Genomic DNA, 14,736 nt, shown 5'->3' on the forward strand with positions numbered 1-14,736 from the left:
CTTGTGTGCCGGCTTGCCCTTGCTGGGAAGGTCAGTGTTCACTGGTCCTACCTCGAAATCCGCGGGGAATCGTGCACATCAAAATCGGCGCCCAAGCCGTCCAGCTTGGCGGTGAAGTGCTCATAGCCGCGGCTGATGACGTCAATGCCCGTCACCGTGGACGTTCCCTCAGCGGCCAAGGCGGCGATCATGTGGCTGAACCCGCCGCGCAGGTCCGGAACATTGATGTGCGCACCCTTCAGGGGTGTGGGGCCTGAAATGACGGCCGAATGAATGAAGTTGCGCTGCCCAAAGCGGCACGGGATGCTGCCCAGGCATTCGCGGTGCAGCTGGATGTTGGCGCCCATCCGGGTCAGCGCCTCGGTGAACCCAAAGCGGTTTTCGTACACTGTCTCGTGCACAATGGAGACGCCTTCGGCCTGGGTCAGGGCAACCACCAGTGGCTGCTGCCAATCCGTCATGAAGCCTGGATGGACGTCCGTTTCCATGATGAGCGGCTTCAAGCTGCCGCCCTTGTGGAAGAAGCGGATTCCGTCGTCGTGGATGTCCATACCGCCACCGATCTTGCGGTAGGTGTTCACGAACGTCATCATGTCCCGCTGGCTGGCGCCTGCAACGTAAATGTCGCCGCCGGTGACCAGGGCCGCCGACGCCCAAGACGCCGACTCGTTGCGGTCAGGCAGCGCTGTGTGGTCGTAGCCTGTCAGCTCCTCAACGCCTTCAATGCGGATGGTCCTGTCAGTCTGCACCGAAATGATGGCACCCATTTTCTGCAGGATCGCAATGAGGTCAATGATTTCCGGCTCCGTGGCTGCGCCGGTGAGCTCTGTGATGCCCTCTGCACGCGTGGCGGAGAGCAGAACCTGCTCCGTGGCACCCACGCTGGGGTACGGCAAGCTGATCTTGGTGCCCTTGAGGCCCAGCGGGGCTGTGATGGAGATTCCACCGCCGGTCTTTTCCACCACGGCGCCGAACTTGCGCAGCACTTCCAGGTGGTAGTCGATGGGGCGGTCACCGATCTTGCAGCCGCCCAGATCCGGAATGAAGGCATGGCCAATGGAGTGAATCAGCGGTCCGCACAACAAGATGGGGATGCGTGAATCACCGGCATGGGTGTTGATCTCGGCGCTGTTGGCCATTTTCGTATTGGCCGGGTCCATGGTCAGGTCACCCGTGACGGCGTCCTTCTCCACTGTGACGCCGTGCAACTGCAGCAGGGACGTGACGACTTCAACGTCCTTGATCTCGGGGACGTTGCGCAAAGTCGATGGGGTGCTACCCAAAAGTGCTGCCACCATCGCCTTGGGAACCAAGTTCTTAGCGCCGCGCACCTGGACCCGTCCCTTGAGCGGGACACCACCACGTACCGTCAGAATTCTGCTCATCGTCACCTAATCCTTTGTTCCACCTACGCACCCTGTACCGGCTTGGGCCTGCGTCAAGCATAGTTTCTCCCGCTCAAGATGCTGAAATGCACCGTGCCCGCTGTGCCCGCGCCACGCTGTCGCTCTATCACCAGCGGATCACCATACCGACGTCGTCAGCTCTTGGCTGCCACCATGCCGGGCACCTCGCCTGCCGGTTGCTTCCTCCACAGGCCCAGCAACGTCTGCACTTGTCCACGTTCGACGGCGGTGACGCATCCTGGGCGGAAAAGTTGCCGCACCATGGAGACATGTCAGAATTCGAGGTTCCGCACTTTATCTCGGCACCGAACAAGTTTGTGAGCGAAACAGCTTCCCGGCAACTCTCCAAACGGGCTGCTGCCGGTGAGCTCGTTCGAGTGCGTCACGGACTGTACCTGCTGGCAGATGCCTGGGACGCCTTGCCACGTTGGCACAAGTACCGGATCGAAATCCAGGCAGTGCACGAATTGGCGCTCAGGAGCCCCATTTTCGCGCGCGAATCAGCAGCCCAGATTATGGGATTGCCGCTGATCTCCATACCCAACCGGGTGCAGACACTTGTGCCGCCCGGGCAGGGTGGGGGTCGCAGCAGCAACGGGGTCCAGCGAATGGAGGCGTTGGCAGGGTATCCGGAACCGTGGGAAATGTATGGCTTGTTGCTGACACCGCCTGTACAAACGGCCCGGGACCTGGCCGTCCGCCTGCCCCTGAGCCACTCATTGCCAGCCATGGACAGAGTACTGGCACAACAGATACTTCCAGGATCACCCGTGAACGTTCCCTTGACGTTTCAAAGGGAGCATGTCCGGGCAGCCATTGAATTGCTGCCCAACGCCACCGCGCGAACCCGGGCACGACGCGTCCTTGCAGTCGCTGACGGCAAGTCCCAGTCAGCCGGGGAGTCATTGAGCCGGGCCATCATGATTGAGCATGGCTTCCCGCAACCTTCCCTGCAGCGGGAGTTCCGGGATGGGTTGGGACGGATTGGATTCCCGGACTTTGATTGGGAGGAGTTCAAGACTCTCGGCGAGTTCGATGGACACGAGAAGTATTCCGCCCAGCGCTACCTCAACGGGAAGTCACCTGCCCAAACAGTCATTGAGGAGAAGAACCGAGAGAACCGTTTGCGGGCGCTTGGCTACAACGTGGTGCGGTGGGAATGGCAGGACTTACGCAATCCCCAGCGGCTCATTCGAATGCTGCGCGAGGCAGGCCTGCCGTCAAAATAGCCGGCCCTCATTGACTCCGGACAGCGAAACGGTCCTTCGCTGTTGATATATCAACAGCGAAGGACCGTGTCGACAGCATGCCAGTGCGGCGTCGTGCGGAAGTTAGAACTTCGCCGGCAGCGTGGTTGGCTTGATGGACGGGCGGGTGGCCTCGAATGCCGTGATGGCCGGCTCGTCGCGCAGCGTCAGGCCAATATCATCGAGGCCTTCGAGCAAGCGCCAGCGGGTGTAGTCGTCGATCTGGAACGGAGCCACCACTGTGCCAGCGGTGACCATCTTGGATACCAGATCAACGGTGATCTCGGTGCCCGGGGCGTTTTCCAGGACCTTCCAGATCAGCTCGATGTCATCCTGGGCAACCTCGGCGGCCACCAGTCCCTGCTTGCCTGAGTTGCCGCGGAAAATATCGGCAAAGCGGGAGGACAAAACAGCTTTGAAGCCGTAGTCCTTCAGCGCCCATACTGCGTGTTCGCGGGAGGATCCGGTACCAAAATCGGCGCCAGCAACCAGCACCGAGCCGGACTTGTACGGTTCCTGGTTCAGGAGGAATTCGGGGTCCTTGCGCCAGCTGGAGAACAGGGCGTCCTCAAAGCCGGTGCGGGTGATCCGCTTCAGGTAGACGGCGGGGATGATCTGGTCCGTGTCAACATTGCTTTGACGCAGCGGGACGCCAATGCCAGTGTGGGTGGAGAACTTTTCCATAGTGTTAGCTCCTTACGCTACGGTGTTGGCGGGGACGGGGGCCAGATCCGACGGCGAACTGAGAGTTCCGCGGATGGCGGTGGCGGCTGCCACCACTGGCGAGACCAGGTGGGTTCGGCCGCCCTTGCCCTGGCGTCCCTCGAAGTTGCGGTTGGAGGTGGATGCACAACGCTCCCCCGGTTCGAGCTGGTCCGGGTTCATGCCCAGGCACATGGAGCAACCGGCAAAACGCCATTCAGCACCAAAGTCCTTGAACACCTGGTCCAGACCTTCGGCCTCGGCTTCCAAACGGACACGGGCGGAGCCGGGCACCACCAGCATGCGAATGTTGGGGTCCTTTTCGCGGCCACGAATGATGTCTGCCGCCGCGCGCAGGTCCTCAATGCGGGAGTTGGTGCAGGAGCCCAGGAACACCGTGTCAACACGGATGTCCTTCATGGGAGTGCCGGCAACCAAATCCATGTACGTCAGTGCGCGTTCGGCTGCAGCCTTGGCGTTTTCATCAGCGAAGTCCTCGGGGTTGGGTACGTTGTCGCTCAGGGACACGCCCTGGCCCGGGTTGGTGCCCCAGGTGACGAACGGGTCCAAGGTGTTGGCGTCGAGGAAGACCTCGGCGTCAAATTCGGCGTCGTCCTCTGTGGTCAGTGACTTCCAGTATTCAACGGCCGCGTCCCAATCAGCACCAACGGGAGCGTGGGCACGGCCCTTGAGGTACTCGAAGGTGATCTCATCCGGGGCGATCATGCCTGCGCGGGCTCCAGCTTCGATGGACATGTTGCACACTGTCATGCGGGCGTCCATGGACAGGGCCCGGATGGCTGAGCCGCGGTATTCGAGCACGTAGCCCTGGCCGCCGCCGGTGCCGATCTTGGCGATGATGGCCAAGATGATGTCCTTGGAGGTTACGCCGGGGCGCAAGGTGCCTTCAACGTTGATGGCCATGGTCTTGAACGGCTTCAGGGGAAGCGTCTGGGTAGCCATGACGTGCTCCACCTCGGAGGTGCCGATGCCGAACGCCAGGGCACCTACGGCACCGTGGGTGGAGGTGTGCGAGTCACCGCAAACCACAGTCATGCCGGGCTGGGTGAGTCCCAGCTGCGGGCCCACCACGTGAACGATGCCCTGTTCGGCGTCGCCCAGGGAGTGCAGGCGCACACCAAATTCGGCGCAGTTATTGCGCAGAGTCTGGATCTGGGTGCGGCTGGTCAGATCAGCGATCGGCTTGTCGATGGCCAGCGTGGGGGTGTTGTGATCCTCCGTGGCGATGGTCAAATCCGGGCGGCGCAGCGGCCGGCCAGCCAGGCGCAGGCCCTCGAAAGCCTGAGGCGAGGTTACCTCGTGGATCAGGTGAAGGTCGATGTAGAGAAGGTCGGGCTGTGCGGCATCGCCGTCGCCTTCGCCTTGCGTGACAACGTGATCTCGCCATACTTTTTCAGCCAGCGTCTTCGCGGTCTTTCGCGGAGTCGTTGTCGAAACGCTCGGCACCTGTGCTGAGTCGTGCGCAACGGGCGCGGTTGCCTCGGTCACGGTCAGCTCCCTTCATCTGTTGAAGCCCCCGGCAACCATCGCATTCGCATAGAATTTGTTTGGCTTCCAAGGGTGTTCTTTGGTTTGTATACCTCTACTGTTCCAGCCGGATCCGGGGAGAAGCCAATCCTTCGATTTGCATCTCACATAATGAGACGTCAATATCATTACATGGACAATTCAAGTGGCGTTGGCGTCATCGATAAAGCGGCTCTTGTGCTTGATGCATTGGAAGCCGGCCCCACAACCCTGGCTCAGCTCGTTGCTGCCACCGGTTTGGCCCGGCCCACAGTGCATAGGTTGGCACTAGCCTTGGTACATCACCGGCTCGTGAGCCGGGACATGCAGGGCAGGTTTGTGCTCGGCAGCAGGCTCGTTGAACTGGCTTCGGCTGCCGGCGAGGACAGGCTAATAGCCGCGGCGGGACCTGTTTTGCTGCAATTGCGCGACTCCACCGGTGAGAGCGCCCAAATTTTCCGCCGCCAGGGCGATTCGCGCGTTTGCGTTGCCTCGGCCGAGCGCCCCATCGGACTGCGCGACACCATTCCCGTGGGCACCCAGCTCACCATGAAGGCCGGTTCCGCGGCCCAGGTGTTGCTGGCGTGGGAAGATCACGAGCGGTTGCTCGAGGGCCTGCACAACGCCCGTTTCACCCCCACCGTCTTGGCCGGCGTTCGACGGCGCGGCTGGGGTCAGAGCCTGGGCGAACGTGAGCCCGGGGTCGCCTCGGTGTCGGCTCCGGTTCGTGGTCCTTCCGGTCGCGTTATTGCGGCAGTATCCATCTCCGGACCCATCGAACGCCTGACCCGCCAGCCCGGCCGTTTGCACGCGGAAATTGTCTGCAACGCATCCCGCATCCTGACAGAAGCACTGCGCAAGAGCGCTTCCTAAACCAACCGAGAACACTGCAAACTCAATGTATGCACAGTGCCCACAGTCTCTGCGACTGTGGGCACCTTGCTTGCGCCGGTTGGCCTGCTGTCAGCACCCTTACCGGGATCTAGTAGATGGCGAAATTCTGTACGCCCATGGCCAGTCCAGCATAGGGTCCGCTGGTGTACTTGGCGTAGCCAAAACCAAAGTCCGTGAACTTGGGGTTGAGCAAATTTGCCCTGTGCCCGGGTGAATTGACCCACCAGTCAAACATTGTTTTGGCACTGGTGTTCAGTGCCACGTTCTCCCCGGCACCAGTCCACCCGGCGGGGTAGTTCGTGTAAAAGTTCCAGCTGTGCCAGGTCCCATTCCAATTCGGCGAAGCAAAGTCGAGCAAGAGATGGTCAGCCCATTTCTGCGACCATGTGGCCACACCGGGGTTCCATTTCAGGGGCTGGAGTTTGTTCTGGATGCGGTAATCATTCACCAGCTTGAACGACTCAGCCACCAACGGATCGTTCAGCGAGGGAGCTGTGGGCCTGGCCGCAGTCACCGTCGCACTGCCCGCACTCGTCCTGGATTGAGTCGTGTAGCCGGACAGGGACCCCGTCACCGTCACCGACATTGTTTTGCCCAAATCAGCCTGCGTCAGCAGCAAGGTTGAGGTTGTCGCCCCCGAAACCGGCGCCCCGGACCGCAACCACTGGTATTTCAATGCCGTGCCAGCAGTCCACGCCCCCGGAATGGCGGTGAGTGTTGAACCAACCGCGGCAGTACCAGACACCACCGGCCCGGGCGCCAACAAAGTGCCGGCAACCACCACGGCACTTGCCTGGCTCGTCCTGGATGCCGTGGTGTAGCCGGCCAAGACTCCTGTCACCGTCACGGTCATGGCCTTGCCCAGGTCATCCGGACCCAGCGCCAGGCTCGAGCCGGTGGCCCCGGGAATCGCCACGCCCGAACGCAACCACTGGTACTTCAACGCAGTCCCCGCAGTCCATGTCCCAGGAATGGCCGCCAGCGTCGCAGCAACCCTGGCAGTCCCGGAAATACCCGGCACCGGCGCAAGCAAGGCCCCGGCAATAACCACGGCACTGGCCTTGCTCGTCATGGAGGCGAACGCAGTGCCCGCCTGATACCCCGTGACCCGCACAGACATGGTGTTGCCCAAATCCGCTGAACCCACCAGCAACGACGATCCGGTGGCACCAGGAACGGCTGTCCCCGAACGCAACCACTGATACGTCAAGGTCGCCCCGCCAGGCCACACCCCCGCAACGGCTACCAATGTTGAACCAACCGCGGCAGTCCCCGAAATACTCGGCACCGGGGTAAGCCCGGCGCCGGGAACAACGGAGGCACTGTTCCGCGAAGCGGTGGAGAAACCCGTCTTGGATCCTGTCACCGTCACAGAGACGTTCTTGCCCACATCAGTCGAACCCAACAGCAGGGATGGGCCCGTGGCACCGGGAACCGGAACACCCGAACGCCACCACTGATACGTCAACGCCACCCCCGCGGTCCATGCCCCGGCAACGGCTACCACTGTTGAACCCACTGAAGCGGTACCGGAAATACTCGGCACCGGGGCCACCAGTGCTGCTGCTACAACGGCGGCGCTGGTCCGTGAAACGCTGGCATAGCCAGCCTTGTTCCCTGTCACCGTCACCGATATCGCCTGGCCCAAATCCGCATAACCCAACAGCAGCGAGGAATCCGTCGCACCAGAAACCGCCACACCCGAACGCAACCACTGATACGTCAACACTGCCTCAGGCGTCCACACCCCGGGCACTGCGACCAATTGCGTTCCAAGCCCTGCGGTCCCGGAAATACCCGGCACCGGTGCCAGCAAGGCTCCGGCGGCCACAGCCGGAGTCAGGCCCAGCAACCCGAACAGCAGCGCTGCCAGGACGGGTATTACCAGCAGTCGCTTCCGCACGAGTGCGCGCATGTGTTCTCCCCCAGAAAAGGTAAATGTGACTTCCTATACCCTAGCTGTCTGCGATACTTTCCGGTCGACAAAGTCCACCGTCATTCTGGGCAGCACCAAGAGTATGTGGCAATGGACCCGCCACGCATCACCGCCGCTGCTTTGGGTAGTTGACTCCCTGCCCGGCAACAATATGGCGCGGGCAGTCATGCGTTGACGGCCGCGATCCGTCCCGGAGTATTGTTCTAGCATGAGCAACTACGCTGTGTTCCTGCGCGGGATCAATGTTGGCGGCATCAACGTCAAAATGGCTGATCTGCGCACGGCCCTGGCCACACTTCCCCTGACCAAGGTGAAAACCCTGCTGGCCTCGGGCAACGTTGTGTGTTCCACGGACATGGACGCAGCGGAGTTGAAAACGAGTGTAGAAACGCTCCTGCGCGACTCATTTGGCTACGACGCCTGGGTGGTGGTGCTGGATCAGGAACAAGTTCAGGAAATTGTTGATGTCTGCCCCTACCCGGCCGATGACGCCTCCCAGCACAGCTACGTAACACTCTCCAGCGACCCCGCCGTCCTGGACGAACTCGCCGCCCACGGCAGCGAGCTGCCCGACGTCGAACTGGCCAGGCTCATCCCCGAGGCGCTTGCGTGGCTGGCCGAATCCGGCGGCACCCTCAACAGCCCCTTTAGCAAACTCACAGCCAAGCCGCGCTATAAAAGTACGACGACGACCCGCAACTTGCGCACCCTGCTCAAGTGCCGCGACGCGATGGCGTAACAAGAGCTGATACGTAAATAGGGTGGGTTGGCAGCTTGGATACTGAGGCCGCTTTGGGCACGCGCGTTACTAGTACCGGGAATGGCGCCAGTGTCACAGCTGCGCCGCACTGGCTCCTGGCGCGACGCATAACCAAAGCCGTCGTGCGCAAAATGGCGCTAAAGCGCACATTTCGCCGTTTCCTGCGGGTCAGTTCTAGTGGCGCGCGGCAGCCAGGGCTTCCTGGAACGCCCGGTAGCGCCCAATCTCGGCCTCTGTGGGTTCCTCCACCAATGTTTGGGAAACGCCGGCAACACTTTCGCGCAGGCGCCGTCGGGCCAAGGCAGCACGCCCCTTGCCCCCGGCCAGGGCCAGGAACTTGCTGGTGATGGCCAGGAAAATGCCCACCACCACGCCGGTGAGAACCATCAAGGTGGGCAGCGGCCAGCCCTCAACCTTGGGGGTTTCCGGAACGGGCAGCTGAAAATACCCCAGCGCGGCCAAGACTCCCAGCCACAGCAACCCGCCCACCGCCCACACCAGCGCCACCCACTGGATCACGGAAAACACCGGCCACCACCATGCCCGGGAATTGGCCTTCAAATCGGTGCTTGCCACAGCTTGATCGAGGGCGTCGGGCAAGCCGTCACGGTTACTGCGGGCAGCGGCACGAATCGACGACCGCCACGGGCCTGACGATCCGGCACTGGCGGCATCGGAGAAGTCCCGCACAGAGGAATCCATCCGGGCCAGCTCTGCGGCGCCTGCCGGGGGCAGGGAGGTCCTGTTCAACTCGGGGGCGTCGTCGCGGCGCAAACTCATGCGGCGCAGCGGGTCCCTGCGGAACCGGGTCAGCCAGCGCGTGGCGGGCCAGCCGGTTCGTTTGCTCGCCTCCAGCCTGAAGGAGGTGCGCACGGCGGCGGCTATGCTCTCAACGTGCACGGCCTCGGCCAGACCGGCAGCCAGCTGTTTCCGGTCCTGCTGGTGCACGCCGGCGGCATCACCGTCACCTGCAGCCTGCGCCAGCCGTTCTGCCGCCACCGTCACATCCGCAGCCAGCCGGGCCCCCTGGGCCGCTTTGGCCTTCACCACGGCTGCGATGCGTTGGCGAAGCTCGGGCATTCCGTCGCCCGTCAGGGCGGAAACAGCCAGTACTTTCACGCTGCCCAACCCGTCCCGGTCAAGGATGGCGGAGAGCGATTCCAGCACGGGCTTGACCTCATGCGGGGCCAACTTGTCCACCTGGTTCAACACCACAAGCGTCACCGCCGCGTGGGCCGAGAACGGTTTGATGAACTCATTGTGAATGGCCGCATCGGCGTACTTCTGCGGATCCACCACCCACACCAAAACATCCACCTGGCCCGCCAGGCGCTGCACAATCTCGCGGTTGCGCAACTGGACCGAATCGAAATCCGGCAAATCCAGCAGCACCAGCCCTCCGGCGTCGTCCACCAAGGAAGGCACGGTGGCACCCTCACGGCGCTCGGCAACCTCCAGCCAATCAAGCAGGGGCGAACTGCCCGCCATGCCCCACACCATGGCCAGCGGCTCGCTGGTGGTGGGCCTGCGCACGGCAACCCGCGCGGCATCCGTGCCGGCCACGGCGTTGAACAGCGAGGACTTCCCGCTGCCGGTGGCGCCAAAGAATCCCACCACGGTGTGATCGGCGCTCAAGGAACGGCGCGAGCTGGCCCGCTCCAACACCCCAAAAACCTGCTCCAGCGCGGCATCGTCCACACGACCCTCACCCAACTCCATGGCCTCGTTGAGCGCAGCGAGCTGGCGGGCCAGCGTGGATTCGGCTCTCACCTGACGATGCCGGCTCATGCGTGCTCCCCCATCCCGCCCAGAACAGCCAGTTCCTTCACCAATGCGTCCAGGCTACCCACCTGTGGATCCGCGGCGCCCGAAACAGGACCCAGCCTGCTCAGGAACCGGTCCTGCTGGCGCTCCAACAGGCTCGCGCAACGGGCATCCAGGGAGCGCTTGGCGTCCCTGGCCAGGCGCCGCACGGCATCCTCGCCAAAAATCGCCTCCAAAACCTTTTGGCCCACGACGGCGGTGCCTCCAGCGATGCCCACCTCGGCCCCCGTCAGTCCCCCTGTGAACGAAAAGACCACCACCATCAGGACCACACCCAAACCGTTGACACCAAAAGACAGCCACCTGGCCTGTGAACGCTTCGTGGCACCCTCGGCCCGGATCAACGCCACGACCTCGCCCTGCCACGCACGGATTTCGCCAGCCACCTCGGCCGGAAAATCTGGGCTGAGGGCCGACAAATCATCCATGCCCAGCAGCTGCCTGCCGGCTGGATCAGAGCGCCAGCGCTGATCGGCGTCCTCGGCAGCACGGGCCGCCTGATCCACGATGACCGCCTGCAAGCCAGACTCAATGGCCACTTCCACCTTGACGGCGGGCGGAGGCTGGCCCTTGAAGAAGGCGCCGATCCTGTCCCGCATGCGGCCAATGCCATTTTCCAGGGCCCTGAAGAAGTCACCTGTGCCCACAAAGTCCTGCCATCTGGCCAGCACCTCCCCGCGCAGCAAGGTCCCGTCACTGGTGGCCTTGCTGATGCGCGCTGCGGCGTCGGCGAAGGCTGCCCGCACGTCTTGGGCCAGTTGCTGGCCGGCCATTTGCTGGTCCACCACTGCCCCGGACAGAATTTCCAGGCGCCCGGCAAGTGAGCGAACAGTCCCATTGAGGGTCCTTCGCACAATTTCTGCCCGGCCGGAGGAGTCTTCGCTGATGGTGGCCAGCCAGGTGCTGATGGGGGCAACTGCTGCCGGCGGCAGCATGCCCCAATCATCCAATGCCATTTCCGGGACCACAAACAGCTGCGCGCCGGCCAAGCCCTCACGCACCAACATGCCCTGGAGGTCGGCAGCTATCTCCTGCTCGGCTCCTGGCGGAACACGGTCCAAAATGATGGCGACGGTGATGTCCCGGGAGGCGGCATCGAGCAGAAGTTTCCACGGCACGGCGTCCGCGTACCTGTTGGCTGTGGTGACAAAGAGCCACAAATCAGCGGCCGCCAGCAGCTGCCCGGCCAGGTGCCTGTTGTCATCGGAGACGGAGTCCACATCCGGTGCATCCAAAAGTGCCACACCCGGCGGCACCGCCGGATCGGCAACTAGTACCAAGGAAGTCATGGCCGAAGCATCCGGGGCCACGCCCGCCCGTGATGCCGGAGTGTTGGCCTTAACCAGTTCCCCGTGGACCCGGTGCAAGGTGGGCAGCACGCGCACCGAGGTGAACCAGGCGGCGTCCTGCGGGTTGTGGAGCAGAATTGGTTGGCGCGTGGTGGGCCTGATGGCCCCGGATCGGGTCACGGGATGGCCCACCAAGGCGTTGACCAGTGTTGACTTCCCCGCCCCTGTGGACCCTCCCACCACTGCCAGCAGCGGAGCATCCAAGCTTTTCCACCGCGGCAAGATGTAGTCATCAAGCTGGCCAAGAGCGGCTGCTGCTGTGGACCGGGCGTTCTCCACCCCGGGCAGCCCCAGCGGAAAATCCAGGGCGGCCAGTTCGGCCCGCACGCTCTCCAACAGGGACACGGCAGAGATTTGTGCCAAGGAGGCTGCGTTGTCATCCTGTGGCGGATTGGACCGTGGCGGCCGTGCGTCGGTGGGGTTCACAGCTTCATCATGCCAGCACAATGCATGAGAGAAAGCCATTGCTGGCGCAAATCTGCGAAAAGACAACAAAGAAGCCCCGCCGTGGGTACGGCGGGGCTTCATCAGAATTGGCCAAACGGACCGTCTCAGCTACTTGCCGAAGGTGTCCTTCGCGGCGTCCTTGACATGCTCGCCAGCCTGCTTGGCCTTGGCTGCGGCCTGTTCGCCGGCACCCTCGGCCTGAAGCTTCTCATTGTTCGTTGCGTCGCCCAGGGCTTCCTTCGCCTTGCCGGCTACTTCCTGGGCTTTGTTGCTGATCTTATCTCCGAGACCCATGAGGTCCTCCTTCAACTCGAATCCAACTAGAACACTTTCCACCCTAGGAAAGGAGTCTGGACGTTGCCTGAGTGTCTGGCGACTCAGGCATGGTCCGTTGGGACGCCATGAGGGCTTGGGGCAAAGCAAAGGGAGGCTCCAACCATTTCAGCTCGGAACCTCCCTCGTGTGCAGCAATCAGGCTTTCTTGCGCGTCAACAATCCCCAGACAACCAGGACAACCAACGAGCCGCCAATCGCGAGCAACCACGTCGATACTGACCAGAACTCGTTGATACCAACGTTGAACAAGGCACTACCAATCCAGCCGCCCAAAATGGCACCAACAACACCAAGCACCAGAGTCGCGAGCCAGCCGCCACCCTGCTCACCCGGTTTGATCGCTTTCGCGATGGCACCAGCAATCAGACCCAAAATAATCCAACCAATGAAACCCATGTCTTTACTCCGTTCGGATGAAGGTTTTAGTCCCAGCATCAAATCACGATGCACCCAGCAACCTTACTGAGCAGTAACGCGAACATCAAATTGAGAACAGCCCAATCGACGAGAACATAAGGACGCAATGAGCAGGTAAGTCATGGAGGCAGATGAAGCCGCGGCGCGAGACTTACCGCTCGACCGCCTTCCGCCGGACCCAACCGACAGCGGCCGTGGCCACGAAAAGAATGAGGGCTACAACTGCCAGCCACATCAAGCCCTCGAAGACGAACCCGACCACAGCAACGATCAACCAAACCGCCAGCAAAACAATCACGAGAGTAGCCATGCGCAGAGCATACGCCTGACCTCGGATGAATGGAATATCTGTCCCGAAGCAATCGAAGCCGCAGCGAGCATGAAAAAGGCCGGCCGCATGACGCGACCGACCTCATCCAAATTACTTGTTCAGCCCTCATCCAAATTACTTGTTCAGCGCGTTGCGCCGCACCCAACCAATCGCAGCCGTACCCACAAACAAGACAGCAGCAATAACGGCCAGCCACAGCAATCCCTTGACCACAAAACCAAGGATCGCGAGGACCAGCCAGATGATAAGAAGAACAGAAATTATTTGAACCATCGAACAAACCTACTACCCCAGCCACGCTGATGGAAGTTCAGCAGCCGCTTGGCCCCGACCATGAGCCTGCTTTGTTAACGCAAAAGGCCGGGAAGCTTTTCAGCTTCCCGGCCTTGCTTGTGACCCCAGCGGGATTCGAACCCGCGTTACCGCCGTGAGAGGGCAGCGTACTAGGCCGCTATACGATGGGGCCCTAATACATTCAATTTTTTGCGATTGAACTTCAAGAATATTACCTGAACTTCGTTCCACATGCCAATTGGAAGGCAGCTTGTAAAAGCGCTGGGATACCAGGACTCGAACCTAGAATGTCGGTACCAGAAACCGATGTGTTGCCAATTACACCATATCCCAATGGCTACGCGATTTGCCTTGAAATCCGCGGGTTTCCCCGGTCTTTCAGCGGCTCTCGCGCCGGGATAAAACTATACCCGAGAGTTTGCCGAACACCAAAACGAGAATGCTGTTTTTGGCTGAGTTGTGCGTCACAGCCAATCGGCGGGTGCCTGAATCCCCACAATGGCGAGCAATTCAGCGAGGTTTGCCACGCTCACAATGCGCGCCGCAGCCTGCGCGTCGTTGTCAGCAACACCCGGCGCTGCCTTGCCTTCCCGGCTCAGCCATACACCGAGCAGTCCCGCCCTGACTGAGCCGACGCCGTCGATCATGAAGTTGTCCCCCACGTACAGGGTTTCCGACGGTGCGGTGCCCAGCTGGCGGCAGCCTTCGAGGAAGATCTCCGGCGCGGGCTTGGCCACGTTCACGGTGTCGATGCCCACCAGGACCTGGATGCGCGCCAGGCCGGCCGCATCCAGCTTGGCACGCTGGTAGTCGTAAACGTTGTTGCTCACGGCACCATAGGGGATGCCCGCCGCGTCGAGGGCGTCAAGGAGCGGCACGACGTCGGCAAAGGCCCGGATGGAGCGTGGCTGGGCTTCCTCGAACTCAGCAATCCAGCGCTGCTCCACCGCGCCGTCAAAGCCGGTGAAACCCAAGTGGTCAAAGACGACGCGGGCGCGCAGGCCGCGCTGCTGGGCAAAACTGAATTCGCCCTGGACGTAGCGATCGTAGTACTTGTGCGGATCCGCCATGTACAGGGCCGCAAAGCTGTCCCAGTCCGCAGCGGTGGCGTTGGGCAGCAGCCGCTGTGAGGCAAAGACCATGGCATCGGCCATGGCCCGGTACAGGTCAACGATGGTTTCATCAATATCAAACAAAACACCCTTGATTCGCCCTGCACAAGCAGCGGATTCAAGGGTGTTTTGTGAAGCGTTCAGCGTCAAGGTG

The 14,736-nt window shown here is 61.8% G+C and carries 14 protein-coding genes and 2 tRNA genes; 3 read left to right on the forward strand and 13 right to left on the reverse strand.

The annotated features are described in order from the left end of the window. Window positions 1-47: 47 nt before the first annotated feature. Entirely contained in the window at window positions 48-1,385 is a 1,338-nt protein-coding gene (gene murA, locus CVS28_RS05715; protein ID WP_103464443.1) for a UDP-N-acetylglucosamine 1-carboxyvinyltransferase, read from the reverse strand. Between the two features lie 290 nt (window positions 1,386-1,675). Between murA and CVS28_RS05720 the strand changes: the two genes are divergently transcribed. Beyond that, a complete protein-coding gene (locus CVS28_RS05720) occupies window positions 1,676-2,635 on the forward strand; it encodes a hypothetical protein (protein ID WP_103480972.1) in 960 nt (319 codons plus the stop codon). 102 nt (window positions 2,636-2,737) lie between these two features. Here the strand turns inward: CVS28_RS05720 and leuD are convergent, their stop codons facing one another. After that, on the reverse strand, window positions 2,738-3,337 hold the full coding sequence (gene leuD, locus CVS28_RS05725) for a 3-isopropylmalate dehydratase small subunit (RefSeq protein ID WP_103464445.1): 600 nt from the start codon (window positions 3,335-3,337) through the stop codon (window positions 2,738-2,740). A 12-nt stretch (window positions 3,338-3,349) separates the two neighbouring features. Continuing rightward, on the reverse strand, window positions 3,350-4,822 hold the full coding sequence (gene leuC, locus CVS28_RS05730) for a 3-isopropylmalate dehydratase large subunit (RefSeq protein WP_103464730.1): 1,473 nt from the start codon (window positions 4,820-4,822) through the stop codon (window positions 3,350-3,352). A gap of 213 nt (window positions 4,823-5,035) precedes the next feature. Here leuC and CVS28_RS05735 point away from each other — a divergent pair, with 213 nt between their 5' ends. Then, entirely contained in the window at window positions 5,036-5,755 is a 720-nt protein-coding gene (locus CVS28_RS05735) for an IclR family transcriptional regulator (RefSeq protein ID WP_103464446.1), read from the forward strand. A gap of 109 nt (window positions 5,756-5,864) precedes the next feature. On the opposite strand, the gene CVS28_RS05740 is transcribed toward CVS28_RS05735, so the two are convergent. Beyond that, window positions 5,865-7,691, reverse strand: a complete 1,827-nt coding sequence (locus tag CVS28_RS05740; protein ID WP_103464447.1) for a CAP domain-containing protein — start codon at window positions 7,689-7,691, stop codon at window positions 5,865-5,867. A 229-nt stretch (window positions 7,692-7,920) separates the two neighbouring features. Between CVS28_RS05740 and CVS28_RS05745 the strand changes: the two genes are divergently transcribed. Then, complete coding sequence (locus tag CVS28_RS05745; protein ID WP_103464448.1) at window positions 7,921-8,451, forward strand: DUF1697 domain-containing protein; 531 nt, start codon at window positions 7,921-7,923, stop codon at window positions 8,449-8,451. 195 nt (window positions 8,452-8,646) lie between these two features. On the opposite strand, the gene CVS28_RS05750 is transcribed toward CVS28_RS05745, so the two are convergent. The 9 genes from CVS28_RS05750 to CVS28_RS05780 form a co-directional block, all read right to left on the reverse strand. Next, window positions 8,647-10,260 (reverse strand): GTPase, encoded by a 1,614-nt coding sequence (locus CVS28_RS05750; RefSeq protein WP_103480973.1) that lies wholly within the window; start codon window positions 10,258-10,260, stop codon window positions 8,647-8,649. After that, complete coding sequence (locus CVS28_RS05755; protein ID WP_103480974.1) at window positions 10,257-12,110, reverse strand: dynamin family protein; 1,854 nt, start codon at window positions 12,108-12,110, stop codon at window positions 10,257-10,259. Before CVS28_RS05755 ends, CVS28_RS05750 begins: the two co-directional genes overlap by 4 nt. 90 nt (window positions 12,111-12,200) lie before the next feature. Then, the gene (locus CVS28_RS05760; RefSeq protein ID WP_103464451.1) at window positions 12,201-12,386 is read right to left on the reverse strand and encodes a CsbD family protein; all 186 of its coding nucleotides are present in this window, start codon (window positions 12,384-12,386) and stop codon (window positions 12,201-12,203) included. Window positions 12,387-12,563: 177 nt separating this feature from the next. Continuing rightward, window positions 12,564-12,824 carry a GlsB/YeaQ/YmgE family stress response membrane protein gene (locus CVS28_RS05765; RefSeq protein WP_103464452.1) on the reverse strand — a complete coding sequence of 87 codons (261 nt, stop codon included), beginning with the start codon at window positions 12,822-12,824 and terminating at the stop codon, window positions 12,564-12,566. A 172-nt stretch (window positions 12,825-12,996) separates the two neighbouring features. Beyond that, the gene (locus tag CVS28_RS19615; protein ID WP_165788080.1) at window positions 12,997-13,155 is read right to left on the reverse strand and encodes a hypothetical protein; all 159 of its coding nucleotides are present in this window, start codon (window positions 13,153-13,155) and stop codon (window positions 12,997-12,999) included. A 135-nt stretch (window positions 13,156-13,290) separates the two neighbouring features. Next, window positions 13,291-13,449, reverse strand: a complete 159-nt coding sequence (locus tag CVS28_RS19620; RefSeq protein WP_165788081.1) for a hypothetical protein — start codon at window positions 13,447-13,449, stop codon at window positions 13,291-13,293. A gap of 120 nt (window positions 13,450-13,569) precedes the next feature. Then, window positions 13,570-13,642 (reverse strand) — tRNA-Glu (locus CVS28_RS05770). Window positions 13,643-13,731: 89 nt separating this feature from the next. Continuing rightward, window positions 13,732-13,803, reverse strand: a tRNA-Gln gene (locus tag CVS28_RS05775). 131 nt (window positions 13,804-13,934) lie between these two features. After that, complete coding sequence (locus CVS28_RS05780) at window positions 13,935-14,732, reverse strand: HAD family hydrolase (RefSeq protein WP_103480975.1); 798 nt, start codon at window positions 14,730-14,732, stop codon at window positions 13,935-13,937. Between the last annotated feature and the right edge of the window lie 4 nt (window positions 14,733-14,736).

Source organism: Arthrobacter glacialis, from assembly GCF_002909415.1.
Taxonomy (GTDB): Bacteria; Actinomycetota; Actinomycetes; order Actinomycetales; family Micrococcaceae; genus Specibacter; species Specibacter glacialis.

What these genes read in the sequence shown, in the direction of transcription:
- murA (WP_103464443.1), bottom strand. Translation starts at nt 1,385, where the DNA reads ATGAGCAGAATTCTGACGGTACGTGGTGGTGTCCCGCTCAAGGGACGG.
- CVS28_RS05720 (WP_103480972.1), top strand. Translation starts at nt 1,676, where the DNA reads ATGTCAGAATTCGAGGTTCCGCACTTTATCTCGGCACCGAACAAGTTT.
- leuD (WP_103464445.1), bottom strand. Translation starts at nt 3,337, where the DNA reads ATGGAAAAGTTCTCCACCCACACTGGCATTGGCGTCCCGCTGCGTCAA.
- CVS28_RS05735 (WP_103464446.1), top strand. Translation starts at nt 5,036, where the DNA reads ATGGACAATTCAAGTGGCGTTGGCGTCATCGATAAAGCGGCTCTTGTG.
- CVS28_RS05740 (WP_103464447.1), bottom strand. Translation starts at nt 7,691, where the DNA reads ATGCGCGCACTCGTGCGGAAGCGACTGCTGGTAATACCCGTCCTGGCA.
- CVS28_RS05745 (WP_103464448.1), top strand. Translation starts at nt 7,921, where the DNA reads ATGAGCAACTACGCTGTGTTCCTGCGCGGGATCAATGTTGGCGGCATC.
- CVS28_RS05750 (WP_103480973.1), bottom strand. Translation starts at nt 10,260, where the DNA reads ATGAGCCGGCATCGTCAGGTGAGAGCCGAATCCACGCTGGCCCGCCAG.
- CVS28_RS05755 (WP_103480974.1), bottom strand. Translation starts at nt 12,110, where the DNA reads ATGGCTTTCTCTCATGCATTGTGCTGGCATGATGAAGCTGTGAACCCC.
- CVS28_RS05760 (WP_103464451.1), bottom strand. Translation starts at nt 12,386, where the DNA reads ATGGGTCTCGGAGATAAGATCAGCAACAAAGCCCAGGAAGTAGCCGGC.
- CVS28_RS05765 (WP_103464452.1), bottom strand. Translation starts at nt 12,824, where the DNA reads ATGGGTTTCATTGGTTGGATTATTTTGGGTCTGATTGCTGGTGCCATC.
- CVS28_RS19615 (WP_165788080.1), bottom strand. Translation starts at nt 13,155, where the DNA reads ATGGCTACTCTCGTGATTGTTTTGCTGGCGGTTTGGTTGATCGTTGCT.
- CVS28_RS19620 (WP_165788081.1), bottom strand. Translation starts at nt 13,449, where the DNA reads ATGGTTCAAATAATTTCTGTTCTTCTTATCATCTGGCTGGTCCTCGCG.